General features: G+C 42.1%; 23 protein-coding genes. 1 reads left to right on the top strand and 22 read right to left on the bottom strand.

Going from position 1 to position 26,178, the window contains the following annotated elements:
• Positions 1 to 172: 172 nt before the first annotated feature.
• The 14 genes from recA to CUU64_RS07915 form a co-directional block, all read right to left on the bottom strand.
• On the bottom strand, positions 173 to 1,216 hold the full coding sequence (gene recA, locus CUU64_RS07850; RefSeq protein ID WP_101633008.1) for a recombinase RecA: 1,044 nt from the start codon (positions 1,214 to 1,216) through the stop codon (positions 173 to 175).
• Between the two features lie 338 nt (positions 1,217 to 1,554).
• A complete protein-coding gene (locus tag CUU64_RS07855; RefSeq protein WP_101633009.1) occupies positions 1,555 to 2,793 on the bottom strand; it encodes a competence/damage-inducible protein A in 1,239 nt (412 codons plus the stop codon).
• Between the two features lie 20 nt (positions 2,794 to 2,813).
• Positions 2,814 to 3,398 (bottom strand): CDP-diacylglycerol--glycerol-3-phosphate 3-phosphatidyltransferase, encoded by a 585-nt coding sequence (pgsA, locus tag CUU64_RS07860; protein ID WP_101633010.1) that lies wholly within the window; start codon positions 3,396 to 3,398, stop codon positions 2,814 to 2,816.
• 79 nt (positions 3,399 to 3,477) lie between these two features.
• Positions 3,478 to 4,389 carry a helix-turn-helix domain-containing protein gene (locus CUU64_RS07865; protein ID WP_308302347.1) on the bottom strand — a complete coding sequence of 304 codons (912 nt, stop codon included), beginning with the start codon at positions 4,387 to 4,389 and terminating at the stop codon, positions 3,478 to 3,480.
• Between the two features lie 8 nt (positions 4,390 to 4,397).
• Entirely contained in the window at positions 4,398 to 5,192 is a 795-nt protein-coding gene (locus CUU64_RS07870; RefSeq protein WP_101633012.1) for a DUF3388 domain-containing protein, read from the bottom strand.
• A 304-nt stretch (positions 5,193 to 5,496) separates the two neighbouring features.
• Positions 5,497 to 5,754, bottom strand: coding sequence for a DUF3243 domain-containing protein (locus CUU64_RS07875; protein ID WP_101633013.1), 258 nt, complete (start codon positions 5,752 to 5,754; stop codon positions 5,497 to 5,499).
• 83 nt (positions 5,755 to 5,837) lie between these two features.
• Positions 5,838 to 6,563 (bottom strand): elongation factor P 5-aminopentanone reductase, encoded by a 726-nt coding sequence (gene ymfI / locus CUU64_RS07880; RefSeq protein ID WP_101633014.1) that lies wholly within the window; start codon positions 6,561 to 6,563, stop codon positions 5,838 to 5,840.
• A 75-nt stretch (positions 6,564 to 6,638) separates the two neighbouring features.
• On the bottom strand, positions 6,639 to 7,925 hold the full coding sequence (gene yfmH, locus CUU64_RS07885; RefSeq protein WP_101633015.1) for an EF-P 5-aminopentanol modification-associated protein YfmH: 1,287 nt from the start codon (positions 7,923 to 7,925) through the stop codon (positions 6,639 to 6,641).
• The gene (yfmF, locus tag CUU64_RS07890) at positions 7,925 to 9,202 is read right to left on the bottom strand and encodes an EF-P 5-aminopentanol modification-associated protein YfmF (protein ID WP_101633016.1); all 1,278 of its coding nucleotides are present in this window, start codon (positions 9,200 to 9,202) and stop codon (positions 7,925 to 7,927) included. Before yfmF ends, yfmH begins: the two co-directional genes overlap by 1 nt.
• Positions 9,203 to 9,573: 371 nt before the next feature.
• The gene (locus CUU64_RS07895; RefSeq protein ID WP_374702710.1) at positions 9,574 to 10,494 is read right to left on the bottom strand and encodes an ABC transporter permease; all 921 of its coding nucleotides are present in this window, start codon (positions 10,492 to 10,494) and stop codon (positions 9,574 to 9,576) included.
• A gap of 39 nt (positions 10,495 to 10,533) precedes the next feature.
• Positions 10,534 to 11,559 carry an ABC transporter permease gene (locus CUU64_RS07900; protein WP_180954542.1) on the bottom strand — a complete coding sequence of 342 codons (1,026 nt, stop codon included), beginning with the start codon at positions 11,557 to 11,559 and terminating at the stop codon, positions 10,534 to 10,536.
• 58 nt (positions 11,560 to 11,617) lie between these two features.
• Positions 11,618 to 13,153: an ABC transporter ATP-binding protein gene (locus CUU64_RS07905; RefSeq protein ID WP_101633018.1), complete on the bottom strand. Its 1,536-nt coding sequence runs from the start codon at positions 13,151 to 13,153 to the stop codon at positions 11,618 to 11,620.
• A 191-nt stretch (positions 13,154 to 13,344) separates the two neighbouring features.
• Positions 13,345 to 14,433 carry a BMP family lipoprotein gene (locus CUU64_RS07910; RefSeq protein WP_101633019.1) on the bottom strand — a complete coding sequence of 363 codons (1,089 nt, stop codon included), beginning with the start codon at positions 14,431 to 14,433 and terminating at the stop codon, positions 13,345 to 13,347.
• An 80-nt stretch (positions 14,434 to 14,513) separates the two neighbouring features.
• The gene (locus CUU64_RS07915) at positions 14,514 to 15,239 is read right to left on the bottom strand and encodes a GntR family transcriptional regulator (RefSeq protein ID WP_101633020.1); all 726 of its coding nucleotides are present in this window, start codon (positions 15,237 to 15,239) and stop codon (positions 14,514 to 14,516) included.
• Positions 15,240 to 15,674: 435 nt separating this feature from the next.
• On the opposite strand from CUU64_RS07915, the gene CUU64_RS07920 reads away from it, so the two are divergent.
• Positions 15,675 to 15,968: a DUF6509 family protein gene (locus tag CUU64_RS07920; protein WP_101633021.1), complete on the top strand. Its 294-nt coding sequence runs from the start codon at positions 15,675 to 15,677 to the stop codon at positions 15,966 to 15,968.
• 69 nt (positions 15,969 to 16,037) lie between these two features.
• On the opposite strand, the gene CUU64_RS07925 is transcribed toward CUU64_RS07920, so the two are convergent.
• From CUU64_RS07925 to asd, 8 genes are all read right to left on the bottom strand, one after another.
• Entirely contained in the window at positions 16,038 to 18,398 is a 2,361-nt protein-coding gene (locus CUU64_RS07925; RefSeq protein WP_101633463.1) for a DNA translocase FtsK, read from the bottom strand.
• Positions 18,399 to 18,528: 130 nt separating this feature from the next.
• Positions 18,529 to 18,744 carry a YlzJ-like family protein gene (locus CUU64_RS07930; protein WP_101633022.1) on the bottom strand — a complete coding sequence of 72 codons (216 nt, stop codon included), beginning with the start codon at positions 18,742 to 18,744 and terminating at the stop codon, positions 18,529 to 18,531.
• Positions 18,741 to 19,448 (bottom strand): ClpP family protease, encoded by a 708-nt coding sequence (locus tag CUU64_RS07935; RefSeq protein WP_374702711.1) that lies wholly within the window; start codon positions 19,446 to 19,448, stop codon positions 18,741 to 18,743. Before CUU64_RS07935 ends, CUU64_RS07930 begins: the two co-directional genes overlap by 4 nt.
• Positions 19,449 to 19,886: 438 nt before the next feature.
• Positions 19,887 to 21,551, bottom strand: coding sequence for a ribonuclease J (locus CUU64_RS07940; protein ID WP_257985462.1), 1,665 nt, complete (start codon positions 21,549 to 21,551; stop codon positions 19,887 to 19,889).
• 204 nt (positions 21,552 to 21,755) lie between these two features.
• Positions 21,756 to 22,547, bottom strand: coding sequence for a GNAT family N-acetyltransferase (locus CUU64_RS07945; protein WP_101633024.1), 792 nt, complete (start codon positions 22,545 to 22,547; stop codon positions 21,756 to 21,758).
• A gap of 213 nt (positions 22,548 to 22,760) precedes the next feature.
• Positions 22,761 to 23,627, bottom strand: coding sequence for a 4-hydroxy-tetrahydrodipicolinate synthase (gene dapA / locus CUU64_RS07950; RefSeq protein ID WP_101633025.1), 867 nt, complete (start codon positions 23,625 to 23,627; stop codon positions 22,761 to 22,763).
• Between the two features lie 28 nt (positions 23,628 to 23,655).
• Positions 23,656 to 24,900, bottom strand: coding sequence for an aspartate kinase (gene dapG, locus CUU64_RS07955; RefSeq protein WP_101633026.1), 1,245 nt, complete (start codon positions 24,898 to 24,900; stop codon positions 23,656 to 23,658).
• Positions 24,901 to 24,970: 70 nt separating this feature from the next.
• Positions 24,971 to 26,026 carry an aspartate-semialdehyde dehydrogenase gene (gene asd, locus CUU64_RS07960; protein ID WP_101633027.1) on the bottom strand — a complete coding sequence of 352 codons (1,056 nt, stop codon included), beginning with the start codon at positions 26,024 to 26,026 and terminating at the stop codon, positions 24,971 to 24,973.
• Between the last annotated feature and the right edge of the window lie 152 nt (positions 26,027 to 26,178).

The raw sequence follows: 26,178 nt of genomic DNA on the forward strand, positions 1-26,178 counted from the left end.
CAAAATTTTAGTTTGAAAAAATGTAAAATATACATATTAATTGTATAGTTGTGAATTTTTGTTGTCAAGGGTTTGTCCTTGTGTGGCATGAATTATAGAGCGAAAGAACAACCTATTGCGTACTAATACAAAAAGGGTTGGCAGCAAATGCTACCCAACCCAATATGTTTCATTAATCAAGCAGTTCGAATTCCTTTTGGTCCTGTTCATCTTCAGGGGCAATATGCTCCCCGTCCAGATTGAAATGGTCACGTATTTTCTGCATGATCTCTAAACGAAGTTCTTCATTTTCCTTTAAGAACAGCTTTGCGTTTTCACGGCCCTGTCCCAGACGTTCGTCATTATAGGAATACCATGAACCGCTTTTTTGGATGATATCCAATTCAGAACCCATATCAATAATTTCACCTTCGCGGGAAATTCCTTCTCCATACATGATATCCACTTCCGCTGTACGGAAAGGAGGCGCCACCTTGTTCTTCACAATCTTGATTTTTGTCTTATTCCCTACAACATCATTTCCTTGCTTTAATTGCTCGGCGCGGCGGACTTCCAAGCGTACGGAAGAATAGAATTTAAGCGCGCGTCCGCCAGGGGTTGTTTCGGGATTGCCAAACATGACACCAATCTTTTCACGGATCTGATTAATGAAGATGGCGATTGTATTTGACTTATTGATCGCGCCTGAAAGCTTTCTGAGCGCCTGTGACATCAGCCTTGCCTGAAGGCCGACATGGGAATCTCCCATCTCCCCTTCAATTTCTGCTTTAGGTACTAGGGCAGCAACAGAGTCAATAACAATAATATCGACAGCACCGCTTCGCACCAAAGCTTCGGCAATTTCAAGTGCCTGCTCCCCTGTGTCCGGTTGTGAAAGGAGCAACTCATCAATATTGACACCTAACTTTTGGGAATAGGCTGGGTCTAGCGCATGTTCAACATCAATAAAGGCCGCCTGGCCGCCCCTAGCCTGGACTTCAGCAATCGCATGCAAAGAAACAGTTGTTTTACCTGAACTCTCAGGTCCATAAATCTCTATAATTCTTCCACGTGGATATCCGCCCACTCCAAGTGCAACATCCAATGCTACAGAACCGCTCGGCACGGCTGAAACTTTCCGGTCTGATTGTTCACCGAGCTTCATGATGGAACCTTTTCCGAACTGTTTTTCAATTTGCTTTAACGCCATTTCTAACGCCGCTTGACGATCACTCACTACGGTTTTCCTCCTCTATGTTTAACCAATCGGTATGCCTGATTGGGTTAAAATAAAACTGATAGATTTTTCGTTTGTCTCGTCTCAAAACCTATCTCTACTATATACTTTTTTCCCTGGTTTGCCAAGTAAAAAGTCGAACATTCATTCGTTTTTTTTATTAACACTTTGGTGGCGAAAATGTCTGTTTTTCCCAAATTAAATAACCTTTTAAAGGTAATATTGCATTAGAAACAGGTATTTTTGTGATTTATCTGTCTATTTGGCGTGTAAACAGACCTAAAGTACGGCAGGACAAGCAAAAAGCTGGGCAGCTCCTGCCGGCCCAGCTTCCGCAGTTATTCAGTTAAATGCCGGAGCAAGTAGTGGCAGCCATATTTCACGCTTCGAATCCGGTTTTGTGCCCTGCTGCCTACAAGATTTAAACGTTCAGACTTTGTCTCACCATTGCGGAAGGATATGCCTATAAATACTGTCCCCACTGGCTTTCCTTCCTGTTCATCCGGGCCTGCTACCCCTGTAAAGCTGAGACCGACGTCTGCATCCACAAGTTTCCTTACGTTTTCTGCCATTTCCATTGCACATTCCCCGCTAACAACACCATATTCGGAAATGGTGTTGTCACTCACTTTAAGTACATTAGCTTTTACATCATTCGTATATGAAACAACCCCGCCTTTAAAAACTTTTCCTGCACCCGGGATAGTTGTGAGATATTCCTGGAACATACCTCCGGTCAAGCTTTCTGCAGCAGCGATTGTCAATTTTCTCACCGTCATCTCCTTAACAAGCTCTTTTATCAAGGATGTTTCATTACTTCCGTAATAGTATTCTCCCACACGGTCCAAGATTTGTTTTTCTGTTTCTGCTATCATTTCTTCACATTTTTCCCTTGAAGAATGCTTGGCGGTTATCCTTAAGGTCACTTCACCCTCGGAAGCGAGTGGAGCGATCGTTGGATTTGTTTGGTTTTCTAGCAAATCTTCAATCTTTGTTTCTAGAAGTGATTCCCCTATGCCGAAAAACCGTAGAACCTTGGATTCAATTCGTTCATGCGACTTGAGCTTGTTCATGATGCTCTTAAAGCCATAGCCTAAAAACATCGGCTCCATTTCTTTAGGCGGTCCCGGCAATAGCATATATGTTATTCCTTTTAACGTTAACACCATCCCCGGTGCCATCCCATGGTCGTTGGGCAGCACTTCAGCACCTTCGAGCACTAGTGCCTGCTTCTTGTTGTTTTCGGTCATTTCACGCCCTGTTTTGCTAAAGTAAGCCTGTATGGATCGCAAAGCATCTTCATCATAAACAAGACCCCTGCCAAGGTGGCGGGAAATTGTTTCCTTAGTTAGGTCATCTTTAGTTGGTCCCAACCCCCCGGTAAAAACAATTAAGTTTGCCCGCGATTCTGCGTTTTCAATGGCGGCTTCAAGGCGTTTATTATTGTCCCCTACAACAGTATGGTAAAAAACGTTCACACCCATTTCCGCAAACTTTTGGGATAAAAATTGCGCGTTGGTATTCACGATTTGCCCAAGCAGCAGTTCAGAGCCCACTGCAATAATTTCAGCATCCATGACTCACCCTCCTAAGCCATTTATTTAGAATTCAAAAAGACTTGCTTATTTTTTGCAAAATAGTCCCATCCAGACCAAAGGGTAAAGAACAGAGCTACCCACAATGCTATATTCGCAAACGGAAAGGAAATCAAGGAAAATGGCAGATTGTGCAACAGCAAGGCAGAGATAGCAATGATCTGGGTCCATGTTTTTATTTTACCAAGCATGTTCGCTGCCACCACTTCCCCAGTTCCCGCGAGAACCAGCCTAAGCCCGGTTACCGCAAACTCACGGCTTATAATTGCAATGACTATCCATGATTGGCCATAGACGAGATCCAAATCAACCAAAACGATCAACGCGGCTGATACAAGGAGCTTATCTGCCAGAGGATCAAGGAATTTCCCCAGGTTTGTGACAAGATTCAGCTTGCGTGCATAGTAGCCGTCAATCCAGTCGGTTGTAGCGGCGATGATAAATAACAAGGCCCCGATAACATGGGCTACTGGAATAGATTCATCATCGAGCCGCCACTCGCCCCAATTGAACGGTGCTAGCATAAGAATTAAAAACAAAGGGATTAAAAGAATCCTTGATACAGTAATTTTATTAGGTAAATTCACAGACGTTAACCTCCCAATCGTACAAGCTTATACGAGATTTTAAAATGAACAAAGAGAAAAATAGCCACCTTAAAGATGACTATTGGGCTTTAGCAAACTGAATGGTTATATTCTGGGTAACCATGTTAGTAGGAGAAATCACATATTCCAGTTTTTGTCCATTTACAAATATTTGGGTATCGGCTGCATTCCCAATAACGATTACTGCCTCTTTTTCATTCGTAAAATCCATTTCCTGGCTTTGATTTTGCTTAAGCGTTCCCTGGAAGAAGGATTTTCCGCTGCTATTTTTTATGTTTACCCATGTTGTACCTGTAGATGAAACCTTCAATGTGAATTTTTCAGCATTTTTCAGCTGGAATGTGCTGTTTTTCCCACTGGAGCTTACAGATGCAAGTTCCTGTTTCACTACTGCAGGTTGTTCCGGTTTTGCCTGCTCTGCCGGTTTTTCTTTTTGTTCAGATTCTTGTTCTTTGTTGCCAGACTCTTCTTTCTTTTTTTCATTCGTCAACGGAGAGTCTTTTCTTTCCTCATAAGCTACCTTTTCCTCTTCCGTTTCTTCCTTCGCTTTGTTCTCTGACGCATTAAAGTTTTTAGCAATCAAAATATAGATCAAGATCGCGGCACCTAAGATAAAAACACCAGCAAGTATTTTCGGGAATAATTCCATGGCTTTAGAATTTCCCGAAGGAACTGTCTTCCTTGATTGCACCCTGGAAAGCTTGGTAGGCATCTCACCATTGGAGATGCTAGGTACATCATTTTTGTACTGGTCAAAAATTTCTTCAGGAGGAAGGCCAACCGCTTCACAGTACTGCTTGATAAATGCGCGAACATAAAATTTTCCGGGCATCATATCATAATTTCCTTCTTCAATGCCGATCAGGTAACGCTTTTGGATTTTTGTCGCTTCTTGTAAATCGTCCAAGCTCATGCCCTTTGCTTCCCGAGCTTCTTTAAGCCTGTTTCCTAATTCAGTCAAATAAACCACCTGCCATATTAAAAATCAAAAGAACCAAAATCCGAGCCCGCAAATTGGCCGTTTTGGTCTACAACTTCATATGTAATTTCTTCCTCGGGATTATTCCGGAGCTCAATAATATAATCAAAGTCCTCCAGCGTGTACTCTGTGTTTTGGATGAAAACATCCGGGTGCTCGACAACCTTGACTGAATTTAATCTCATAATTTCACGGACCAACTGCCAGTGACGTTCATTAGCCCTTCTGGTAGAAACAATTCCATCAAGAATGAAAAGGTTATCGTCACTGTATTCATCCTCAATCAACTGGCTTCGAATCGTCTGTTTTAGCAATGTGGAGGAAACAAACAACCACCGCTTATTGGCGCAGACGCTTGCTGCCACAACCGATTCCGTTTTTCCAACACGGGGCATGCCGCGAATGCCAATTAATTTATGCCCTTCCTGCTTGAAAAGCTCGGCCATAAAATCTACTAACAAGCCAAGCTCGTCCCGGACAAACCTGAATGTTTTCTTATCATCGGCATCCCGTTGTATATAGCGGCCGTGGCGGACTGCAAGGATGTCACGTAATTTCGGCTCTCTCAATTTAGTTACCTTTATCGTATCCATCGTCTGCAGGATCGATTCAAACCTTTCAATATTCCTGCTGTCCTTTGTCAAAAGCAGCAATCCGCGCCTGCCCTCATCGACACCGTTTATCGTAACTATATTAATAGATAGCATTCCTAGCAATGATGAAATATCACCTAACAATCCCGGGCGGTTTTTTTGAATTTCATATTCGAAATACCATTCTTTGCTTTCAGTCATCACACTAGCCTCCTCGGCGACGGGCAGTTTCCTCGAGACCAGGGGAATAATACGGCCTGTTACGACAAAAGTTTATCCCTCTGCTTCAATTAGATTGCAAATTAACTCCACTTACAAATACTGGTTGCCCTAAAATAATTCGCCCCCGGGCGAGTTTTAATCTAGATTCTATAATATAGCATTTCATAGTAAGTTAAAAGGAAAAACCTTTTAAAAATTCCTTTTTATATAGTGTGGCCTGCCACACATGATAAATCCCCTTCCTGGCAATAAGGAAGGGGATTTCACAGCATGAATCCTGGAATTAACGACTACCATTATTTTCTACTAATTTAACCATGAGGCTTGCGATTGTATGTTTTTCATCTTCAGACGCCACCGACCAAAGATCTGCCAAAACACGTTCCTGTTCGTTTTTTGGATCAACTTGGTTGGCCAGGTAATCGCCGACTTCAGTAGCTAAATCGTTGATTGCGCTATGGGAAAGCCCTTGGCTTTCACCCTGATGCAATCTGTCGCCTAAAAAGTTTTTCCATTGATCCCAATTTTCCAATACAGACATGTATGATCATCCTTTCCTTCAAAATGGTACAGTCGTATTTTGCGAAGGAACCGCGTTATTTATACCATCAAATTCTTGGCCACTTAGGTGTACCAACCTCCATTTACTCTTAAGATTTGCCCTGTGATATAGGAAGCTTTATCGGATAGTAAGAATTCTACTGCATCTGCCACTTCTTCTGGTATCCCTACGCGCCCCATCGGAATGTCACCTTTAATTAAGTCAAGATCTTCTTCGCTAAACGATTCCAACATCGCTGTGGAAATCGCTCCTGGGGCTACTCCGTTCACCCTAACACCGGTTAAAGACAGTTCCTTGCTCAATGCTTTAACAAAAGCATTTTGCCCCCCTTTTACCGTCGAGTAAAGAACCTCACACGAAGCACCGGTCTCGCCCCATATGGAAGTAATAGCAACGATCGCACCCTTTTCTTGATTGATAATCTTCGGCAGAAGCTCCTTTGTAAGCAGAAATGGAGATTTTATATGCAGCTGAACCATTTCATCTATGAGCTCTTCATTCACATCTGTAATTAGTCCGTAATGGCTGTTGCCGCTATTCAAGACAATAGCGTGTAAGGAATATATATTTTCAGCCAATTTTTTATACCCCGATTTTTGGCTCAGATCTGCCTGAATTGGGATTATTTCAATATCATATGCAGAAAGTTCTAATATCAGCTGCTCAATAGCTTTCTTATTTTTATTAAAATGTAAATATAAGGAATAATTTTCTTGAGCAAGCTTTAAAGCAATGGCCCTGCCTATTCCACCGCTCGCTCCAGTTATCAGCACAAATCGTTTTTCCAACCATTTCTCCTCCTATTCCTTAAGACACCGTATAAAAACCTTGTCTCCATAATTGGGACAAGGTTTTTATGCGGATTATTTCGGCAACACTTGGCAGACGGTAATCCGCTCGTCATCTATCAGATGAACTGCTGCCTCTCTAACATCCTGGCTTGTAATTTTCTCAAGAGCAGGAACCACATCGAACAAATCCATTTCATTAAATGCATAACGTGTGAATTGATTGGCTATATACTCAGGTGAATTTAATGAGCGGAGGAACGATCCGATTTTTTTCTTTATTGTCCTGGCAACCGTTTCATATGTGATGCCTTGGCCGGATTTGGCCTTCTCAAGCATCGTCTTCAACCTATCAGTCAGCTCCTCTGGCTTGGCTGAGTCCCCTCCGATTAACGCAAATCCGAAGCCTTGTTCCTGTGTGTAATCATACGAAAATGATTGATCAATTAATCCTTCCGAATATAACTCTTCATAAAAATCTGAGCTCCTGCCAAAGAGAACCTCAAGTAGCACATTAACCGTCAGTTCAGCATTAAGCATTTCTCCACCTGTGAGATTCACGTCGGTTGCTTTGACACCGACCATCACTTTTGGCGTTTGCACATTCATTTTCAGAATTTGGGTTTTCTTCGCAACGGTTGCAGGCTCCATCTCAAAATTTCTCGCAATTTCAGGTTGTTTCTTATATTCCTTGCTATTTTGATTTTCCCTAATGAGCTTCATGGTTTCGTTAGGATCTACCGGCCCGACAACGAACAGGAGCATATTGCTTGGATGATAAAAGGTTTCATAACATGTATACAGCATATCCTTCGTAATTTCGGCTATAGATTCCACCGTACCCGCAATATCAATTTTGACCGGATGATTATGGAACATATTCTCGATACAGCCAAAATAAAGACGCCAATCCGGGTTATCATCGTACATATTTATTTCTTGTCCGATGATTCCTTTTTCTTTCTCAACCGTTTTTTCTGAAAAATACGGTTCCTGAACAAAATCGATGAGGGTCGTCAGGTTTTTTTGAAAATCAGTAGTGCTAGAGAACAGGTACGCTGTCCTAGTAAAAGAGGTAAAAGCGTTAGCGGATGCACCCTGTTTGCTGAATTGCTGAAAAACATCCCCATCTTCCTTCTCGAACAGTTTATGTTCCAAAAAATGAGCAATTCCGTCAGGAACCTTAATGAATTCATTTGTATCCAATGGTTTGAAATGGTTGTCAATCGAACCGTATTTGGTTGTGAATGTGGCATATGTTTTATTGAATCCCTGTTTAGGAAGTATGTAAACTTGTAAGCCGTTTTCCAACTTTTCGTGGAATAATTCCTCCTGGAGCTGGTCGAAGGTTATTTTCTCCATTATTCCTGCACCTCCATTCCTGTCAAGAAATAAATCGTATCACATTCGATTTTTTGGGCAACGTTTATAATCTGTTCTTTAGTCGTTTTTTCCGTTCTATCCATCCATTCATCCAACGAAATATTTGAGCCGGATACAACATTATGGTAAAGGATTTCCACTAATCCCCTAGCTACATCAATCGTCTCCAAGATCTGGTTCCTCACTACCGCCTTAGTCTGAGAAAGTTCATCTTCTGTGAAATTGCCCTTTTTCATTTCCTCCATTTGCTGGCGGATAATATCAACCGCCTGGTCGTAATTTTTGTTTTCTATTCCCGACATGACCATAAGCAACCCTTTATGGCTCTCTATACGAGAAGCTGCATAATATGCTAGACTGGCTTTTTCACGCACATTTATGAAAAGTTTTGAATGAGAGAAACCGCCGAAAATACCATTGAACAACTGAAGCGCGTAGTAGTCCTCGTCACCATACACAACATTCGTACGATAACCGATATTGAGCTTGCCTTGTTTGACATCCTGCTTTTCAATCACTTCATTTTCTTTTTCTACTTTTTTCTGTACTGGATTAACTATTACAGCATTACGTTCGCTTAAGCTAATATATTTATCTGCAAGGCCTTCTGCCTCTGTTTCGTCGACATCCCCGATTATATAAAGGTCAATCTCATCCTCAGCAAGCACTTTTTTATAGTACTCAAATAATGACTCGGGGGTTATCTTGTCTATATCCTCCTCGTTTCCCGTTTGTTCGAGGGCATATGGCTCATCCTTACACATTTCCTCGACGAGGCGTTTTGCAGAATAACGCATTTTATCATCATAAATGGAGTGGATGCGCTGCTTTAGGGAACGTTTTTCTTTCTGTACAGTATTTGGTTCGAACGCTTCGCCTTCAGTTTTAGGATGAAATATCACATTTGTCAATAACTCGAAGCCTTTTGCTAAAAGCGGAGTTGGATCTGACAAAAATTTTTCATTTGCAATTTCCATTGTCAAAGTAATAATATGATATTCTCCTTTTTTACCAACATCAACATAAAGGTTTGCCCCATACAGGTCATCCAGATAGGATCGTAGTTCTGTGGAAGTGGGATGCCTTTCGGTCGCACTCTGTAACACGTATGGCAGCAACGAACGTAATGTCACTGTACCTGCAGATAAAGGAGCCTTCATTTTAAATACCAGGGTATTGGTTTTATACTTTTCCGTCTTGACAACATGGAGCTTATATCCCGGTCGTGCTTTTAATATATCAGAAGCAATCGCCATGTTAAGAGCCCTCCTCGATAAATCGCTTATGTAATAAGCTTTATTGTTTGTTGTACGTTATTCTTTTAAACATCGGATGAAGAAAAATCAATCAAACAGTTGCCGAATTGCATGACTCGGCAAGGAAGGCTTAGGACGGGGAACACTATAGAGGTGGATAATTTTTCTTTCTTATTAAAATATACATGGTTTGGCAATTTTCATGCAAGTTAGATGAACAATTCAGTAACAAGTTGACATAATATTATTATTTTTTACCAATGGATAATATGCATCTCAGAGTAACTGTCCAAAAGAAAAAACCCAGGAACGCTGATTTTACAAAGTTCCTGGGTTTTTGAAACCAACATGTCTAGGCGTCGTTTATGGTATTAACGGCTACCTTTTATATACGGCTGACCAGATGCTTTTGGTGCATCTGCTTTTCCGATAAAACCTGTAAGTGCAGTAATCGTGAGTATATAAGGTGCAATCAATAGATAAACAGCTGGTATATCCTTAAAGAACGGTAACGAAGCTCCTACAATGCTTAAAGATTGCGCCAATCCAAAGAACAATGCCGCTCCCATAGCGCCCAACGGATGCCATTTCCCAAAAATCATTGCGGCAATCGCCATAAAGCCCTGTCCGTTAATTGTGGAATGGCTGAAATCAAGCGTAACGGTCAAAGCATGAACAGCTCCCCCGATGCCACCAAGAGCTCCCGAAAGCATTACGCCAAGATACCGCATTTTGTAAACATTGATTCCCATTGTATCTGCAGCCATCGGATGTTCACCCACCGCACGAAGACGGAGACCAAAGGGGGTTTTGTAGATGATAAACCAAACAACAATCGATAAAAGAATGGCAATATAGGAGATGTAATACCCATTAGAGAAAAATATCTTCCCGATAACCGGTATGTCCCCTAAAACGGGAATGTCCATTTTATCAAACGTTTCCTGGATAATGTCGGTCTGGCCCTTCTCGTAAATTTTTTTGACAAGGAATAAAGTCAAACCAACAGCAAGCAGGTTAATAGCCACCCCGCTGACAGTCTGGTCGGCCCTGAATGTAATGGAAGCCAATGCATGAAATAAGGAGAAGAACATTCCGGCAACCATTGCTGTTAGAAGGGCAACCCAAGGAGTCCATGCACCAAGCTGTTCATCAAAAGTTAAATTAAAAACAATCGCAACAAACGCTCCAATGACCATAAGTCCTTCAAGACCGATATTTACAACCCCGGAACGTTCAGAGAAAACGCCTCCGAGCGCAGTGAAGATAAGTGGTGCTGCAAGGGCAATCATAGATGGCACGATGATTTGCAAGATCTGATAGAAGTCCACTTATTTCACCCCCTTTTTTGAAAAACGTGAAAGTATCCAGCGAATAAAATAGCTTGATGCCACAAAGAATATAATTAGTGCAATAACGATATCTACAATTTCGTTCGGCACTCCTGCTTCCAGGGGCATATTAAGTGCACCATTTTTCAGTCCACCAAATAGCGCAGCCGCAAGCACAACACCGATGGCGGTATTTCCTCCAAGTAGGGCAACAGCGATTCCATCGAAACCAACACCGGTAAATCCGCCTTTAATTGCCGCATAACCAAATGTTCCTAGACCTTCCATTGCTCCTGCCAAACCTGCGAAAGCCCCAGAAATGACCATTGAAAGAACAATGTTTTTATTCACGCTCATTCCTGCATATTCTGATGCATGATGATTGAAACCAACAGCCTTTAACTCAAAACCAGTTGTGGTTTTTTCAAGGATGAACCACATAACAATCGCACACGCAAGTGCAATGATAATGCCCCAGTGCATACGGGAAAGGTCTGTCCAGTTTTCGAAAAAAATCGAACGTAATGATGCTGATTCTGAAATATTTTCTGTTTTATCCTGTTTATCTGATAGAACATTTAATATTAAATAGTTCGTAATGTGCAAGGCTGTATAATTAAGCATGATTGTAACAATTACTTCATGAACCCTGAATCTTGCTTTAAGCAGCCCTGGAATAAAGGCCCAAAATGCACCAGCTGCTGCTCCTGCGAGCACTGCGAACGGCAAATGAACATATTTAGGGAGATCGAACTCAATTCCTACCCAAACAGCAGCCAACCATCCGACAATTAACTGTCCTTCTACACCGATGTTGAAAAGGCCAGTCCTGAAGGCAAATGCTACAGCAAGCCCAGCAAGGATATATGGCGTAATCTGGCGGACTGTTTCACCTAAATAATATTCATCGCCGAAAACACCATTTAGCATAGCTGAATATCCTGAAATCGGGTCATAACCGCTTACGAGCATAATTACCGCCCCAGCTAGCAAGCCCAGAAGGACCGAAAAAATAGGAATCAGCATGCTACGGGCAGAGGCTATTACATATTTCATTACTCTTTCTATATACTCTTTTGATTTTTTAGACATGAGAGGTCTCACCTGCTTCCAATCTCTTGCTTCCAGCCATCAGTAATCCTAGTTCCTGTTCATTGGTTTCCTTTGGATCAAGGATTGCGACGATTTCCCCTTCGTAAATAACGGCAATGCGGTCACTAATATTCATGATTTCATCCAGTTCGAAGGAGAGAAGTAAAACTGCTTTTCCATGATCACGGTGCTCGATCAGCCGCTTGTGAATATATTCAATCGCACCGACATCTAGCCCGCGTGTAGGCTGCGCAGCAATGAGCAAATCCGGGTCCCGATCGACTTCACGGCCGATGATCGCTTTTTGTTGGTTCCCTCCTGATAAAGCCCTGGCCGGCGTATATTCACTTGGCGTTCTCACGTCAAACTCAGTTATAATCTTCTTTGCCTTTTCATAAATTTTTCGATAATTCAACACGCCGTTTTTGGAGTTTGGTTTTTGATAATAAGTCTGCAACGAAATGTTTTCGCCTATTGTATAATCAAGCACCAGTCCGTGCTTATGGCGGTCCTCTGGAATGTGGCCCAAACCGGATTCAGTAATTTTACGCGGAGCCTTATTTGTGATGTCTTTTCCATTGATTAAAATGGAACCTGCCTCTGCTTTACGGAGGCCTGTGATTGCCTCTATCAACTCAGACTGCCCATTGCCATCTACACCGGCGATCCCGACAATTTCCCCTGCCCTGATAGAGAGATTTAGTCCCTTGACAGCTTTGACTTCACGTGAATCATTAACTTCCAGTCCTTTTATTTCTAAAACCTCACCAGCAGGCTTTGATTCCGACTTTACTGTTTTAAAAACCACCTCACGTCCTACCATAAGGCTTGCAAGCGCGTTAGGGTCTGTTTCGCTGACAGTAACTGTCCCAATCCCCTGTCCTTTACGGATGACGGTAACTCTGTGGCACACCTCCATGATTTCTTTTAATTTATGGGTGATCAGAATAATTGACTTACCTTCCTTAACCAAGGCTTTCATGATAACGATCAGCTCTTTAATTTCTTGAGGAGTCAGTACCGCTGTAGGTTCGTCGAAAATAAGAATTTCCGCTCCCCGATAGAGTGTTTTCAGAATTTCAACCCTTTGCTGCATCCCAACTGAAATATCGGCTATTTTTGCTTCAGGGTCAACGCTTAAGCCATAGCGTTCAGATAGTTCTCGTACCTGTTTATTGGCGGACTTAATATCAATTTTTCCAGCAACCTTGGGTTCTTGGCCAAGTATAATGTTTTCCGTTACTGTAAAGGGATCGACAAGCATGAAGTGTTGATGGACCATTCCGATTCCTAAATCATTGGCGATATTCGGGTCAGTTATTTTAACCGGTTTCCCTTTCACTCGGATTTCGCCCTTTTCCGGTTGATACAACCCAAAGAGGACGTTCATCAGGGTGGATTTTCCCGCTCCATTTTCCCCGAGGAGTGCATGGATTTCCCCTTTTTTTACCTGAAGCGTTACATTGTCGTTTGCAACGATTCCCGGGAATTCCTTCCGGATATTCAGCATTTCAATCACATATTCCACTTATTATCAACTCCCTAAAAAGATCGCTAATCTAGTTATTTATAACCTTACATCTTTAAGAAAAAACCAAAGGAAAAACCACAAAACTTTCTTTATAGTTTTTCTTTTACTTTTTTCTATTTATCTATTCCCATAAAAAGGAGGAATAAGCGGCCCGCAACCCCAGTTATTCCTCCTATTCTTTCATCTTATTAAAATTTCATTGCTTTAAGCTCGTCACGTGTTTTAGGTACTTTAACCTCACCTGATTTAATTTTCTCAGTCCAATCTTCTACGGCTTTTAAAGCATCTTCTGAAACATTTTCTTTATGGTCTGCAATCGCGACCGCATTTTGGTCAAGGCCGTATTCAATTACTTTGCCGCCAGGGAACTCGCCGTTCTTCGATTTATCGGCAAGGTCTTTCACTGCAATATCTACACGTTTTACCATTGAAGTCAATGTAACGTTGTATTCTTTATCGCTAGCCTTAACTTTTCCTTCTTCAAATTGGTCACGGTCAACACCGATTACCCAAACATTGTTAGTAGGATCTTTCTTCTTCAATTCCTTGGCTGCTGCAAAGACACCATTACCGGTACCGCCAGAGGCGTGATAAATCACGTCAATGCCTGAGGAATACATACTGGATGCAATAGCTTGGCCTTTATCTGCCGCACCGAAACTTCCAGCATATTGGACCTTAACATCAGCTTTAGGATTTACAGATTTAACGCCAGCGATAAAACCGGCTTCGAACTTATTAATTAGGGAACCGTCAACACCGCCGACGAAACCGATTTTATTTGTTTTGGTCGTCTTGGCAGCAATTACGCCGACTAGGAACGAACCTTGCTCTTCCGTGAACGTGATGCTAGCCACGTTAGGCTTTTCCACTACAGAATCAACGATCGCGAAATGGGAATCTTTACGCTGGTCAGCAACTTTCGCCATAGGCTCTGCTAAAAGATATCCAATGCCATAGATCAGGTCAAAATCATTGCGAACCAAAGTATTTAAGTTTGTTGTATAGTCAGCATCTGATTTTGATTGGACATAATCGAATCCTTCTTTGCCTTTTTCCAAGCCGTTTTCTTTACCGAATTCCTGAAGCCCTTCCCATGCGGATTGGTTAAAGGATTTGTCATCAACACCACCGATGTCTGTTACCATGCCTACGGTGAAATTATCTTTTTCAGATTCGCCACCTTTTGACGCTGATTCTTCATTGCCACATGCCCCCAGCAATGTGCCGGCTGCAAGAACCAAAGACAGCGCTAAACCAAATTTACGCTTTTTCAAGGTTTGTTCCCCCTAAAGAATATAGTTGATTAGTCAGAAACGGGTTGGAAAGAAGAATGAACCTGGTTCCCTGCAAGCAATTAAACCCTTTTACGCAAAACTTGAAAACTAAAAGTATCAGCTTTAAAGAAATTTACTGAATATAGAACCGGCTCATCTTTCTCGTCATAATGCATTTGCTTCAAAACCAAGAGAGCGGCCTCCGGGTCGCATTCCAGGATAGGAGAAACTTTCTCATGGTATCCGAGGGGTTCTATCTTCGCAACTGCGTAAACGATCTTGCGGTGTGCTTCCTTTTCCAATATTTCAAAGATGGACTCATCCTCATGAGAAAATGTTTCCGGAAGGAAATGTTCTGGAATTTTATCCACACAATATACCACCGGCTCTCCATTTGCGGTGCGAACCCTCTCCATTAAAACAATCCCTGTATCCAATGAGCTCGAAAAACGGCGAATGTCCTCATCAGTGGGTTCCTCTGTTTTTGAACTTAAGAAAATCGTTCCCGGTTTCATTCCTGCTTGCTTGATCATGTTGGTAACACTGTTCAGCTGTTCGATTCCCGAAGTGAACACTGGCTGGGCATTTACAAATGTGCCAACACCGTGGCGACGGATAATGATATTTTCCTCTTCAAGAATCCGCAGTGCTTCCCTTAGCGTGGCTCGGCTTACACCAAGTTTCTTGGCTAAATCAAACTCCGATGGAAGCTTTTCCTTTTCCTTGTATATTCCCTTTTCAATGTCTCGTTTAAGGCGATCGATGACTTGAAGATACAAATGCCGGTTATCAGACTTGATAGACATGCAGGTTCCTCCACCCAATTTCTTAAGACATCAGACCTCTGATGTGTAATCGTTCCTACTAATCGAACATACTATATCATTTTTTCAATTATAAATAAATAGAGAATTGCCATTTGTCCTAAAAAACAGAAGACAGCGAAATAAACGCGCTTTTTATACAGGTTAGCCCTCGATTCTCAGGAAAATCCCACCTGTATATTCATGCATTATTTTATGTATTCTCGAATCGGAAACTCGCTTTATCACCTTTGTTTTTCAGTATAAAAACAAGAGGTGATTAATTAGTATGTCACAATTACATTCAATTTTTATTCACGTTCTATTCATTGAATGAGAAGAAAAGAAATGAAAACATTTTTAAATAAAAATAGTGGATGTTTTTTTTTAATACTTTTTAGGTATAATAATTTGTAGCTTGGAGAAAGGATGATAAATATGTTGGCCATTACTGGGTATAGCGTAGAACGGCTAAAGGATCCGTTTGGGATTCTGAGCGGGGAAAGATATGAGTTCTTCCTAGATATAGATGTTTCTGAAGATGATGAATTGTTCTCCGAAAAAGGGTTGAACATAAGGGTCCTTTACACCGTTGATGGAGATAAGCAGGAAATCATAAAATACGATATCATTGAAAAAGAAACGGAAGAAATTCTCGACTTCGAACTAGAAGAGGACGAAGAAGCGATCATCAATTCCTTTTGTAAGGAACACCTGTCGGAAGCAGAATAAATCTTTAGAAACAGTAAAAAGGAGGCTTACCTGAGGTGTTTTCCTCAAAGGTGGCCTCCTTCCTGAATTTCATGAGCTATGTGCTTCGTTTCCAGGATCTTTTGATACTAGAACGTTCCTTGGCTTGCTTCCTTCATAGGGCCCTACTACCCCTCTTGCTTCCATTTCGTCTATTAACCTAGCTGCGCGAGTATATCCAATTCTAAACCGTCTTTGAAGCATGGATACTGATGCCGTCTGCATCTCGATAATAAGCTGTACCGCTTCTTCATACAGGTCATCATCTACTTCTCCTACGGCTTCACTAGTTTCATCAGGAATCATTTCTTCATTGTATTGCGCCTTCTGTTGTGAAATCACATAATTCACAACATCCTCCACCTCTTGGTCTGATAAAAACGCTCCCTGAACACGAACAGGTTTCGAAGCCCCTACTGGCAAAAACAACATGTCACCACGGCCTAACAGCTTTTCAGCACCACCCATATCGAGAATTGTCCTTGAATCTGTCATTGAAGATACACTGAAGGCAATTCTTGAAGGGATGTTGGCTTTAATGACACCAGTTATGACGTCAACAGAAGGTCTCTGTGTTGCGATGATTAGATGGATTCCAGCTGCCCGTGCCATTTGGGCAAGGCGTGTGATTGCATCTTCGACATCAGAGGAAGCAACCATCATCAGATCTGCAAGCTCGTCTACTATAACGACTATGTATGGCAATAACGGCTGCTTGTCATTTTCCTCCATGTTATGGCGGGTGACATGGTCGTTATACCCTTCGATATTTCGCGTACCCGTATGTGAAAACAATTCATAACGGCGTTCCATTTCACTCACTACTTTTTTCAATGCCTGGGAAGCTTTTTTCGCATCTGTTACTACTGGTGCTAGCAAATGAGGAATACCGTTATAGACGTTCAATTCTACCATTTTAGGGTCAATCATCATCATCTTTACTTCATGCGGCTTAGCCCTCATGAGGATGCTTGTAATGATCCCGTTTATACAGACCGATTTACCGCTCCCTGTAGCCCCGGCAACGAGCAGGTGAGGCATTTTATTCAGCTCAGCAAGTACGGCTTCACCGGATATATTGCGGCCTAGTCCAATTTGCAGCTTTGCTTCAGGCTTTATGTATTCTTTTGCCTCCAGGACCTCCCGCAAAGAGACCATCGCAATATCCGAGTTTGGTACTTCGATGCCGATTGCTGATTTGCCGGGTATCGGGGCTTCAATCCTGATATCCTTCGCCGCCAAGGCCAAAGCTAAGTCGTCTGCAAGGCTTACAATCCTGCTCACCTTGACCCCGACATCCGGATGTACTTCATACTTTGTTACCGCAGGGCCGAGATGGACCTGGGTGACCTTTGCTTTGACACCAAAGCTATGGAAAGTACGTTCCAGCTTGGCTGCATTTTCATTAATCAAGCGGTATTCACCGCTTTGGTCCGCCTTTTTCGGCTGGCTCAGCAGCGATAGAGATGGAAGAGCATACTCTTTATTTTCCACTTCTGTGAAAGAAATCGGAGGTGTTAGTTCCTCTGTTTCCGTTTCATCGTCCATAGCAGCAACTTTGTTCTTTCCCTTTTTATTATTATCTACTTGCGACGAACCGTTATTTAATTCATCAGCCTCCGGACCATAAGCCGTGTCAGCAAAGTTTGAAATAATTGGTTTATCAGGTTCAACGGGCAGTAACGCTTCTTCCTGCTGGTCATCCTGTTCGGATGCCTGTGTCAGCTTAGGTAAAGACGCTTCCTTCCGCTTTTTCTTTTTCTCCCGTTTTCCTTCCTTCCAGTTCCTCATATCTTCCAGGAACGCTGTCCATTGCCCCCCTAGAAAACTTCCGAATGCGATGATCAATCTTCCAAGCGTATCTCCCACCGTTTTTCCTGTTAAGAGTACAAAACCTGAAATGATTAATAAGAAAGCTACGATTTTCGATCCAGCCTGATCAAAAAGGAAGTAGGATACTGCAAACATAAGAGCTCCTATCATCCCGCCACCGAGATCAACCGTGCTTGTTTCCCCACTCACTTCCATCCAAAATAGCTCCCAAGTGTTTGAAATGACACTCGGCTTTTTGAACGGCCCACCCTCGGCGAGCAGTTCGAAAAGTGTGACGTGGCTAAGCAATAGGATGCTCAATACAATAAAATAAGTCCCCACAAGCTGCCTTTTTAATAAGAAAGGGATTTGCCTTTTAATCATTATATAAAAGCTTGCAGCAATGAAACCTGCCAACAAAAGGATGTACCATTCACCCATGAAAAAACGGACAAGAAATACGATGGCATTGCCGACCGCTCCCAATTTGGCAATTGCAATCGCGCTTAGCCCTAAAATAATCAGCCCCGCTAATTCAAACTTTAATGCCGATTTTAATTTGTCCGTGCTCTTTGAGTTCCTGCGTTTTCTTTTCGCCATTTTATCACCTGTATTTTCGTGCAATCTATGTATGCTCTTGATGAATAAAGAAAGCAGCCACATGGCTGCTTTACTTGAATTAATATAAGTATAACATATATGTTACTATGTTGGTCCAATTTTCTAATTTCTAATCGTTTAGATAAACGGTTGAACCGGGCTGAAAAGACTGATTTAAATAATGTGCCGGGTCCGTGCTTAAAATGCGTTCTACTCGGTACCCTCTGCCTTCTTGCATCTCCGCAGAAAGCTGCACTCCTCCTACGTTAACGGTGACAAATTTGGCATACTCGTTCTCGGCTGCGGGAAAAATTTGTTCAAGCGGTGTCATTGTATAAAGGATCATTGTATCATCCCTTCTTGATTTATCACTTGACCCTTGGATTGTTCAATTAATTCATTAAGTTTTCTCATAGCCTGTCCAACTCCGCCGACTTCATCTATCAATCCATATTCAACGGCATCGGTTCCTACAACATTAGTCCCAATGTCTCTGGTCAAATTCCCTACAGCAAACATTAACTCCTTGAATCTTTCAGCAGATACCCTGGAGTGCTTTGTGACAAAATTGACAACTCTTTCCTGCATCTTATCTAAATATTCGAAGGTTTGTGGAACGCCAATAACCAGTCCCGTCAAACGGATAGGGTGTATGGTCATGGTCGCGGTTTCCGCAATGAACGAATAGTCAGTTGAAACAGCGATTGGAACACCAATAGAGTGGCCTCCTCCAAGTACGATCGAAACAGTCGGCTTTGATAATGATGCAAGCATTTCAGAGATCGCTAACCCTGCTTCCACATCGCCACCTACTGTATTTAAAATAATAAGAAGACCTTCGATATTTGGATTTTGCTCAATTGCCACGATTTGCGGGATTACATGCTCGTATTTTGTTGTTTTATTTTGTGGAGGCAGTTGCATATGTCCCTCGATTTGACCAACAATGGAAAGGCAGTGAATCCGTGAATCCTGTGACATTTGAGGAACGTTTGTTTGCCCTAACTGCTGGATTTTTTCAATTAATGGTGAATTTGCCCGCGGCTGCATTTCACCCGGCGCGTTTGGAATGGGAGCGTTTGGCATAGGAGCATTCGGCGCATTCGGATTTACTGTGTTAGGGTTGGGCTGATCCTGGGATGTTATGGGTTGAAAAGATTCATTTTGAAATGTGCCGTGTTGATAGGGCCCATTTTGAAAGGTTCCATTTTGAACGGGTGAGTATTGAAAAGGCCTGTTTTCGAATGAAGCATTGGGCGTATTTTGAAAAGGCAAGTTTGGCAAATTTGGTCTTTGGTCCATGGATGGATCCCCTTTCGTTATTGTATAGGGTTATTATTATCTGAAAAAAGCTGCTTCATACTTTTTTTTACACATTTTTCCCAATCACCTGAACTTGTTTTTGTTTCTCCAATATTCTATTCATTTTTTTCTTACATTTAAAAACCGGCATGCATAGCGCACGCCGGTTCAATTCTCTCATGAATATTAAATTTCCATTATAATAGGCAAAATCATTGGACGCCGTTTTGTCTTTTCAAATAGGTATTGGTTTAACGAGTCCCTTATATCCTGTTTAAGCGAAGACCAATCGAATGATGGACCGCTAGCAGCCTTTTTCACAATTTCCGTTACCATATTGGAGGACTCGTCCATTAGTTTCTCAGATTCCCTCACATAGACAAATCCCCTTGAGATGATCTCAGGTCCCGCTGCAATTGATTTGTCCTGCCTGTTTAATGTAACAACTACAATCAAGATCCCATCCTGTGATAACAAACGGCGATCCCTAAGCACGATATTCCCGACATCGCCTACTCCGCTACCGTCTATAAGAATATTTCCTGCAGGAACTTTTCCTGAAATACGGATCTTGTCATTTTTGATTTCAATGACATCCCCTTTTTCAGCAATCACAATATTCTCTTCCGCCAATTTGGCTGACACACCCACCTTGGCATGGGCAGTAAGATGACGATATTCCCCGTGTACCGGAATCAAGTATTTCGGTCTCATCAAGTTGATCATCATCTTTAGTTCTTCCTGGCTGCCATGTCCGGAAACATGCACTCGATACCCGCCTGAGACCACATGAGCACCTGCTCTGTATACCAAATCGATGGTTTTATAAAGGATTACTTCCCCGCCCTTTAATGGCGAAGCAGCGATCATGACCGTATCTCCTGCTTTAATATTGACCTGTTTATGTGTTTGTTTTGCCATCTTTTGCAGGGCGGTAATCGGTTCACCCTGATGTCCGGTGGAGAGAATGACGATTTCATCATCAGGATACTGGTTAATTTCTGAAATTGGAATGATCATATCTTCATTGACCTTTAAATATTCTGATTTCAATGCTGTCTCATACACACGCTCAAGGCTTTTTCCCACAACAGCCACTTTCCTGCGAGTCAATGCTGCAGCATTGAACACATGCTGGATTCGGTTGATATTCGAAGCAAAACATACAACGATAATCCTACCGCTTGCATTATAAAACGCATCGGTCATATCCTTTGCGACAATTGCTTCACTAGGAGTATAGCCTGGATTTTCCGCGCCTGCGCTATCAGAGAGCAGGCAAAGGACGCCCTGTTCCCCAATTTGCGCCATCTTACCTATATCAGGCTTATACAAATCTGCTGCTGCCTGATCAAACTTAAAATCACCCGTGTAGACAATCGCTCCTTCTGAAGTATGAATAACGATCCCAACTGAATCAGGAATGCTGTGATTGGTCCTGAAAAAAGAAACGTCACCCTTTGGAAAAGATAACCGATCCTGTGGTCCGATTTCAATAAATTCCGCGTTGCCCTTAAAGTTATCCTCTAGCAATTTTGCTTTAGCAAGCCGGGTTGTAAGTCTTGTCCCGTATACAGGCACATTCAAGTATCTAAGTACATAAGCGAGGGCTCCCATATGGTCTTCATGCCCGTGGCTTAAAAAAATGCCTTGTACGCGTTCCCGGTTTTCCATTAAATATGTTATATCCGGAATAACAGCATCAATTCCGAGCATCTCCTCTTCAGGAAACATCAAACCTGCATCCAATACAAAGATGTCGCCATAAACCTCGGCTGCATACATATTTTTCCCTAGTTCTCCCTGCCCGCCCAGGGGAATGATTTTTATGTTGTTATATTCTTTTGGCAATAGTATATCCTCCTTAAAAAATCCGTACAAAACGATAGTTAAATCTATTATACCTGATGCAAAAAAAACATGACAACACATACACTTTTTTTAAGGAGAATTTAATAAGCTGTTTCTATCTAGTTCACCTTTTGTTTCAACGCATTTGTCAGGTTATCTTTACAAAAAGCACCTGTAATAAATTTTTCAATCACATAATATTCTTTATTTTTGGTACATTATCCAATGGCCAATTGTCTTATATCCTAACCTCTGGTATATGCGCCCTGCTGCAGGGTTATCAAAAAATAGGCAAAGCGATTTCCCTTCTGACAAGATATCAGCGGTGAGTGTCTTGACCACTAGACTTGCAAATCCCTGATTTCTATAATCCTCTGCAGTGCAAACACCAACAACCATTGCCGAAAATGTATTTTCGGCCGTAGTCGATGCTGCTGCCGCCAATTGGCCGTCGACTTCGTAAATATAGGTTCTGCCAGTTCTTGTTTCCATACTTTTTTTTAATATTTCCTTCGCATTCGGATTTGGCATAAATTCCTTGATTGTTTCCCTTAAAGCAATAATTCTATCTATATCTGAAAAATTAGCCTGTTTTATATGTAATGGATTAACTGAACAGCCTGTAAACGAATCCATTGTACATTCTGCAAAAAAGGTTGTTTGCTTTTTTGTAAAGCACTCTGACAATTCAGATTCGAATTTTGCTACAATATCCGCTTTTCCTGAAATACCGCTTACATTTTTGTTTTTCTTTATTATACCGATGAAACCATCTGTATCGAAATCTCCTTTTGCGTATGGAATATAGGAATCATAAAACCTAAGCAAAACAGCGCGTAGATTGCCGTTTTCTCCATAATCTCCCCAAAGGTCTTGAAATTCAGTTTCATAACCAAACGTTTCTAAATCCCCTATGATAAACAGGTTTATTGAAGCTTCTTCTTTCAAGAACTCCTTTACTTCCCTATCATCAGCCAGAGTCAATCTCTTAATCAGAATTATCCCCCCCTTTGAAAGCCCAAATAGATATTTAAAAGTATAGGGGTAAGCCTGCAGATTGGGAAGAAAAAATTTATATTACGTTTTGAGAAAACTTATTTTTTAAGAAATGTAAAAAGCCAACCCTTAAATGAACGGCAACTCCAATTAGTAGATGTGTCTAACAATTGGAGTGCACTTCAGATTTGGTTGACTCTTCAACAATTCATATTAATTAAGCAATTGATTTAATGTAATTCTTTCTTCTTCTGTGAGAGGCACTAGCGGCAGCCTAACTGATCCGACGTCCAAACCCCTTAACTGAAGGGCAGTTTTGACAGGAGCTGGGCTTGGGGCTGCAAACAAGCTCTCCATGATTGGTAAGAGACGCTGATGAAGCTTTGCAGCCTCTTTAACGTTCCCCTGTAAAAATTGATCAATCATTTCTTGCATTTCTTTACCGATGATATGGGAAGCAACGGATACAACCCCTGTTCCGCCAATGGAAAGAACAGGAAGAGTAAGGCCATCATCACCACTATAGAGCTTAAAATCATCATCGGTTCCTGCAACAATTGCTGTCATTGCATTCATATTGCCGCTTGCTTCCTTTACAGCGACAATGTTAGGAACCTTAGAAAGCCTAATCACCGTTTCCGGTTCTATATTGACAACAGCGCGGCTCGGGATATTATAGATCATTACAGGCAACGATGTGTTTTCAGCTATTGTTTTAAAGTGCTGGTACAAGCCCTCCTGGCTTGGCTTGTTATAATAAGGCGCTACAAGCATGATTCCGTCTGCACCGTTTTGTTCGGCCTTTTTCGTTAGCTCGATGGAAGCATACGTATTATTACTTCCTGTACCCATTATGATCGGAACTCGTTTGTTGGCTTCCTTGGCCACATGCCTTAATAAAGCGATTTTTTCTTCACTGGACAACGTTGGAGATTCCCCGGTAGTTCCGGCTAGAACGATCGACTCAGATCCATTTTCAATTAAGTAATTCACTAATTGTGTAGTTTTGGCAAAATCGATATTCCCCTTCTTATCAAATGGGGTAACCATTGCAGTTGAAACTCTTCCTAAATTCACCATATCTTACACCTCTTGAATTAATTGACAATCATATCTCTGTAATGCGGTACTCTACTTCATCCTTATGAAGCTGGAAGGCATCGTGCAAGGCATTGACAGCTTCTGCCAATTCAGTTTCCTTAACAAGGACCCAAATGGTAGTGTGGCTGTCCGCCGATTGGAGGATGCTGATTCCCTTTTCGGAAAGGGCTGTAACGATTTTTGCCGCCACACCAGGGACACCATTTATTCCGGCCCCTACAACAGAAACTTTTGCACACCCGGTTTGGATAAGAGGCTGGTGGCCCAGTTCCTTCAGGATTTCTGTGGCCCGCGCTGTCATCTCATCCGTTACAGTGTAGACGACACCATTCGGTGAAATGTTAATGAAATCCACTGAGATGGCCGCATTTGCCATTGACTTAAAAACCTCTGCCTGAAGGTTATATTGGGCCTCTTTTGCGGTCACTTTAATTTGAGTAATATTTGAGACATGGGCGATCCCCGTAACAAGGCGTTCCCTGATATCACTCCCATTTCTTTCCCTGTTAATAGTTGTTATTAACGTACCAAGGCCGTCTGAATAGGTCGAACGAATCCGGATTGGAACTTTGGCCTCCATCGCAATCTCAACGGCACGGGGATGTATGACCTTTGCTCCTTGGTATGCCAGGTTGCAAATTTCATTATAGGTTACTACAGAAAGCGGCCGTGCATTTTCGGCAATCCTTGGATCGGCTGTCATAACACCTTCCACATCTGTGAAAATATCAACCCACTCGGCGCCTATTGCAGCTCCCAGAGCAGCAGCGGAAGTATCACTGCCTCCCCTGCCGATGGTGGTGACGTCACCATTTTTTGTTGCTCCCTGGAAACCGGCCACAACAACAGCATCGTAAAGCTCTAACTCTTTAAAGATGCGGTCGCATTTCATATCGACAATTTTAGCATTCGTATGGTCACCGTTCGTTCTGAAACCGGCCATCGCTCCAGTAAAGGCCGTTGCTTTTATTCCGTTGTCCAGCAGCATATTCGAAAAGACAACCGCTGAAATGGTTTCGCCAACAGATAAAAGCAAATCCTGTTCCCTTTTTGAAATTTTGCTTTCAGACCCGTTTACAAGTGAAAGAAGAGTATCCGTTGAATATGGCTCTCCCTTTCTGCCCATTGCCGATACAACCACTATCACTTTGTAACCGTCGCCGATCGCTTTTTGGATATGCCTAAAAGCGTGTGATCTGCTTTCTTCGTCACGGACAGAAGTTCCCCCGAATTTCTGTACGATGATTTTCATAGTAACACCTCAAATATAAGCCAGTCTTCCCCTACGTAAAAAGCTGGCAATCCTAATATTCATGCTGTGATTATTTTACTGTGACTAATTCTAATTTTAAAAGGCTTTCCGCGATTTGTACGGAATTCCAAGCCGCTCCTTTTAGAAGATTATCGGAAACGACCCACAAATGGAACCCTTTCTCCTCATCAAGGTCCTTTCGGATCCTTCCTACAAAAACATCATTTTTTCCGACTGCAGCTGCCGGCATAGGGTAAACTTGATTTTCCGGATCATCCTGCAGTACGACACCCGGTGCTGTAGCAAGAAGATCTTTTAGCTCAGAGGCGGTTACCCCTTCACGACCTACTTCAATATAAACAGACTCTGAATGGCCGGTTACAACCGGGAGTCGAACGCAAGTAGCTGCTACAGGAAGATCTTGCGTGTGCATGATTTTTTTCGTTTCATTGATCATCTTCATCTCTTCAAATGTGAAGCCGTTCTCTTGGAACTTATCAATTTGCGGGATAACATTGAACGCTATCTGATAGTGGTTTTCGTCACTCTTCACCGGCAGCACTGACGCTGTGATTTCTTCGTTGTTCAAGATAGCTTGTGACTGATCCATCAACTCAGATATCGCAGCTGCCCCGGCGCCGGATACAGCCTGGTAAGTAGACACTACTACTTTATTAAGGCCGAATTTCTGCCTGATTGGCTCTAGGGCCACTACCATTTGGATGGTAGAGCAATTCGGATTGGCAATGATTCCGTTATGGGATTTTAAATCCTCTTCATTCACTTCAGGCACGACGAGCGGCACATTTTCGTCCATACGGAAGGCGCTTGTATTATCAATCACGATTGCTCCACGCTTAACGGCCTCCGGAGCCATCTCCTTTGAAACTCCGCCGCCTGCGCTAAATAAAGCAATATCGATTCCTTCAAAGCTTTCCGGCTTTGCTTCCTGTACTTCTATTTCTTCACCTTTAAATAAAACCTTTTTACCTGCTGAACGGGCTGAGGATAAAAGGGTTAACTTTTTTATTGGCAAATCTCTTTTTTCCAGTGTTTCGATCATTTGCTGGCCTACTGCCCCGGTTGCACCCAGAACAGCAACATTCAATCCGCGTACTTCTGTCATCGAACATTCCCCTTTTCAAAAACCATACAGATTTGTAATGTATCTATAGCAATTTTTTTCACCTATGCTATCAAGAATATCATATATTTTATCATATTAGTATGTGAAAGAAACTAACTTTTCACATAAAATGAAGGAAAACACTATATGGT

Source organism: Bacillus sp. V5-8f, from assembly GCF_002863565.1.
GTDB lineage: Bacteria > Bacillota > Bacilli > Bacillales > DSM-1321 > Peribacillus.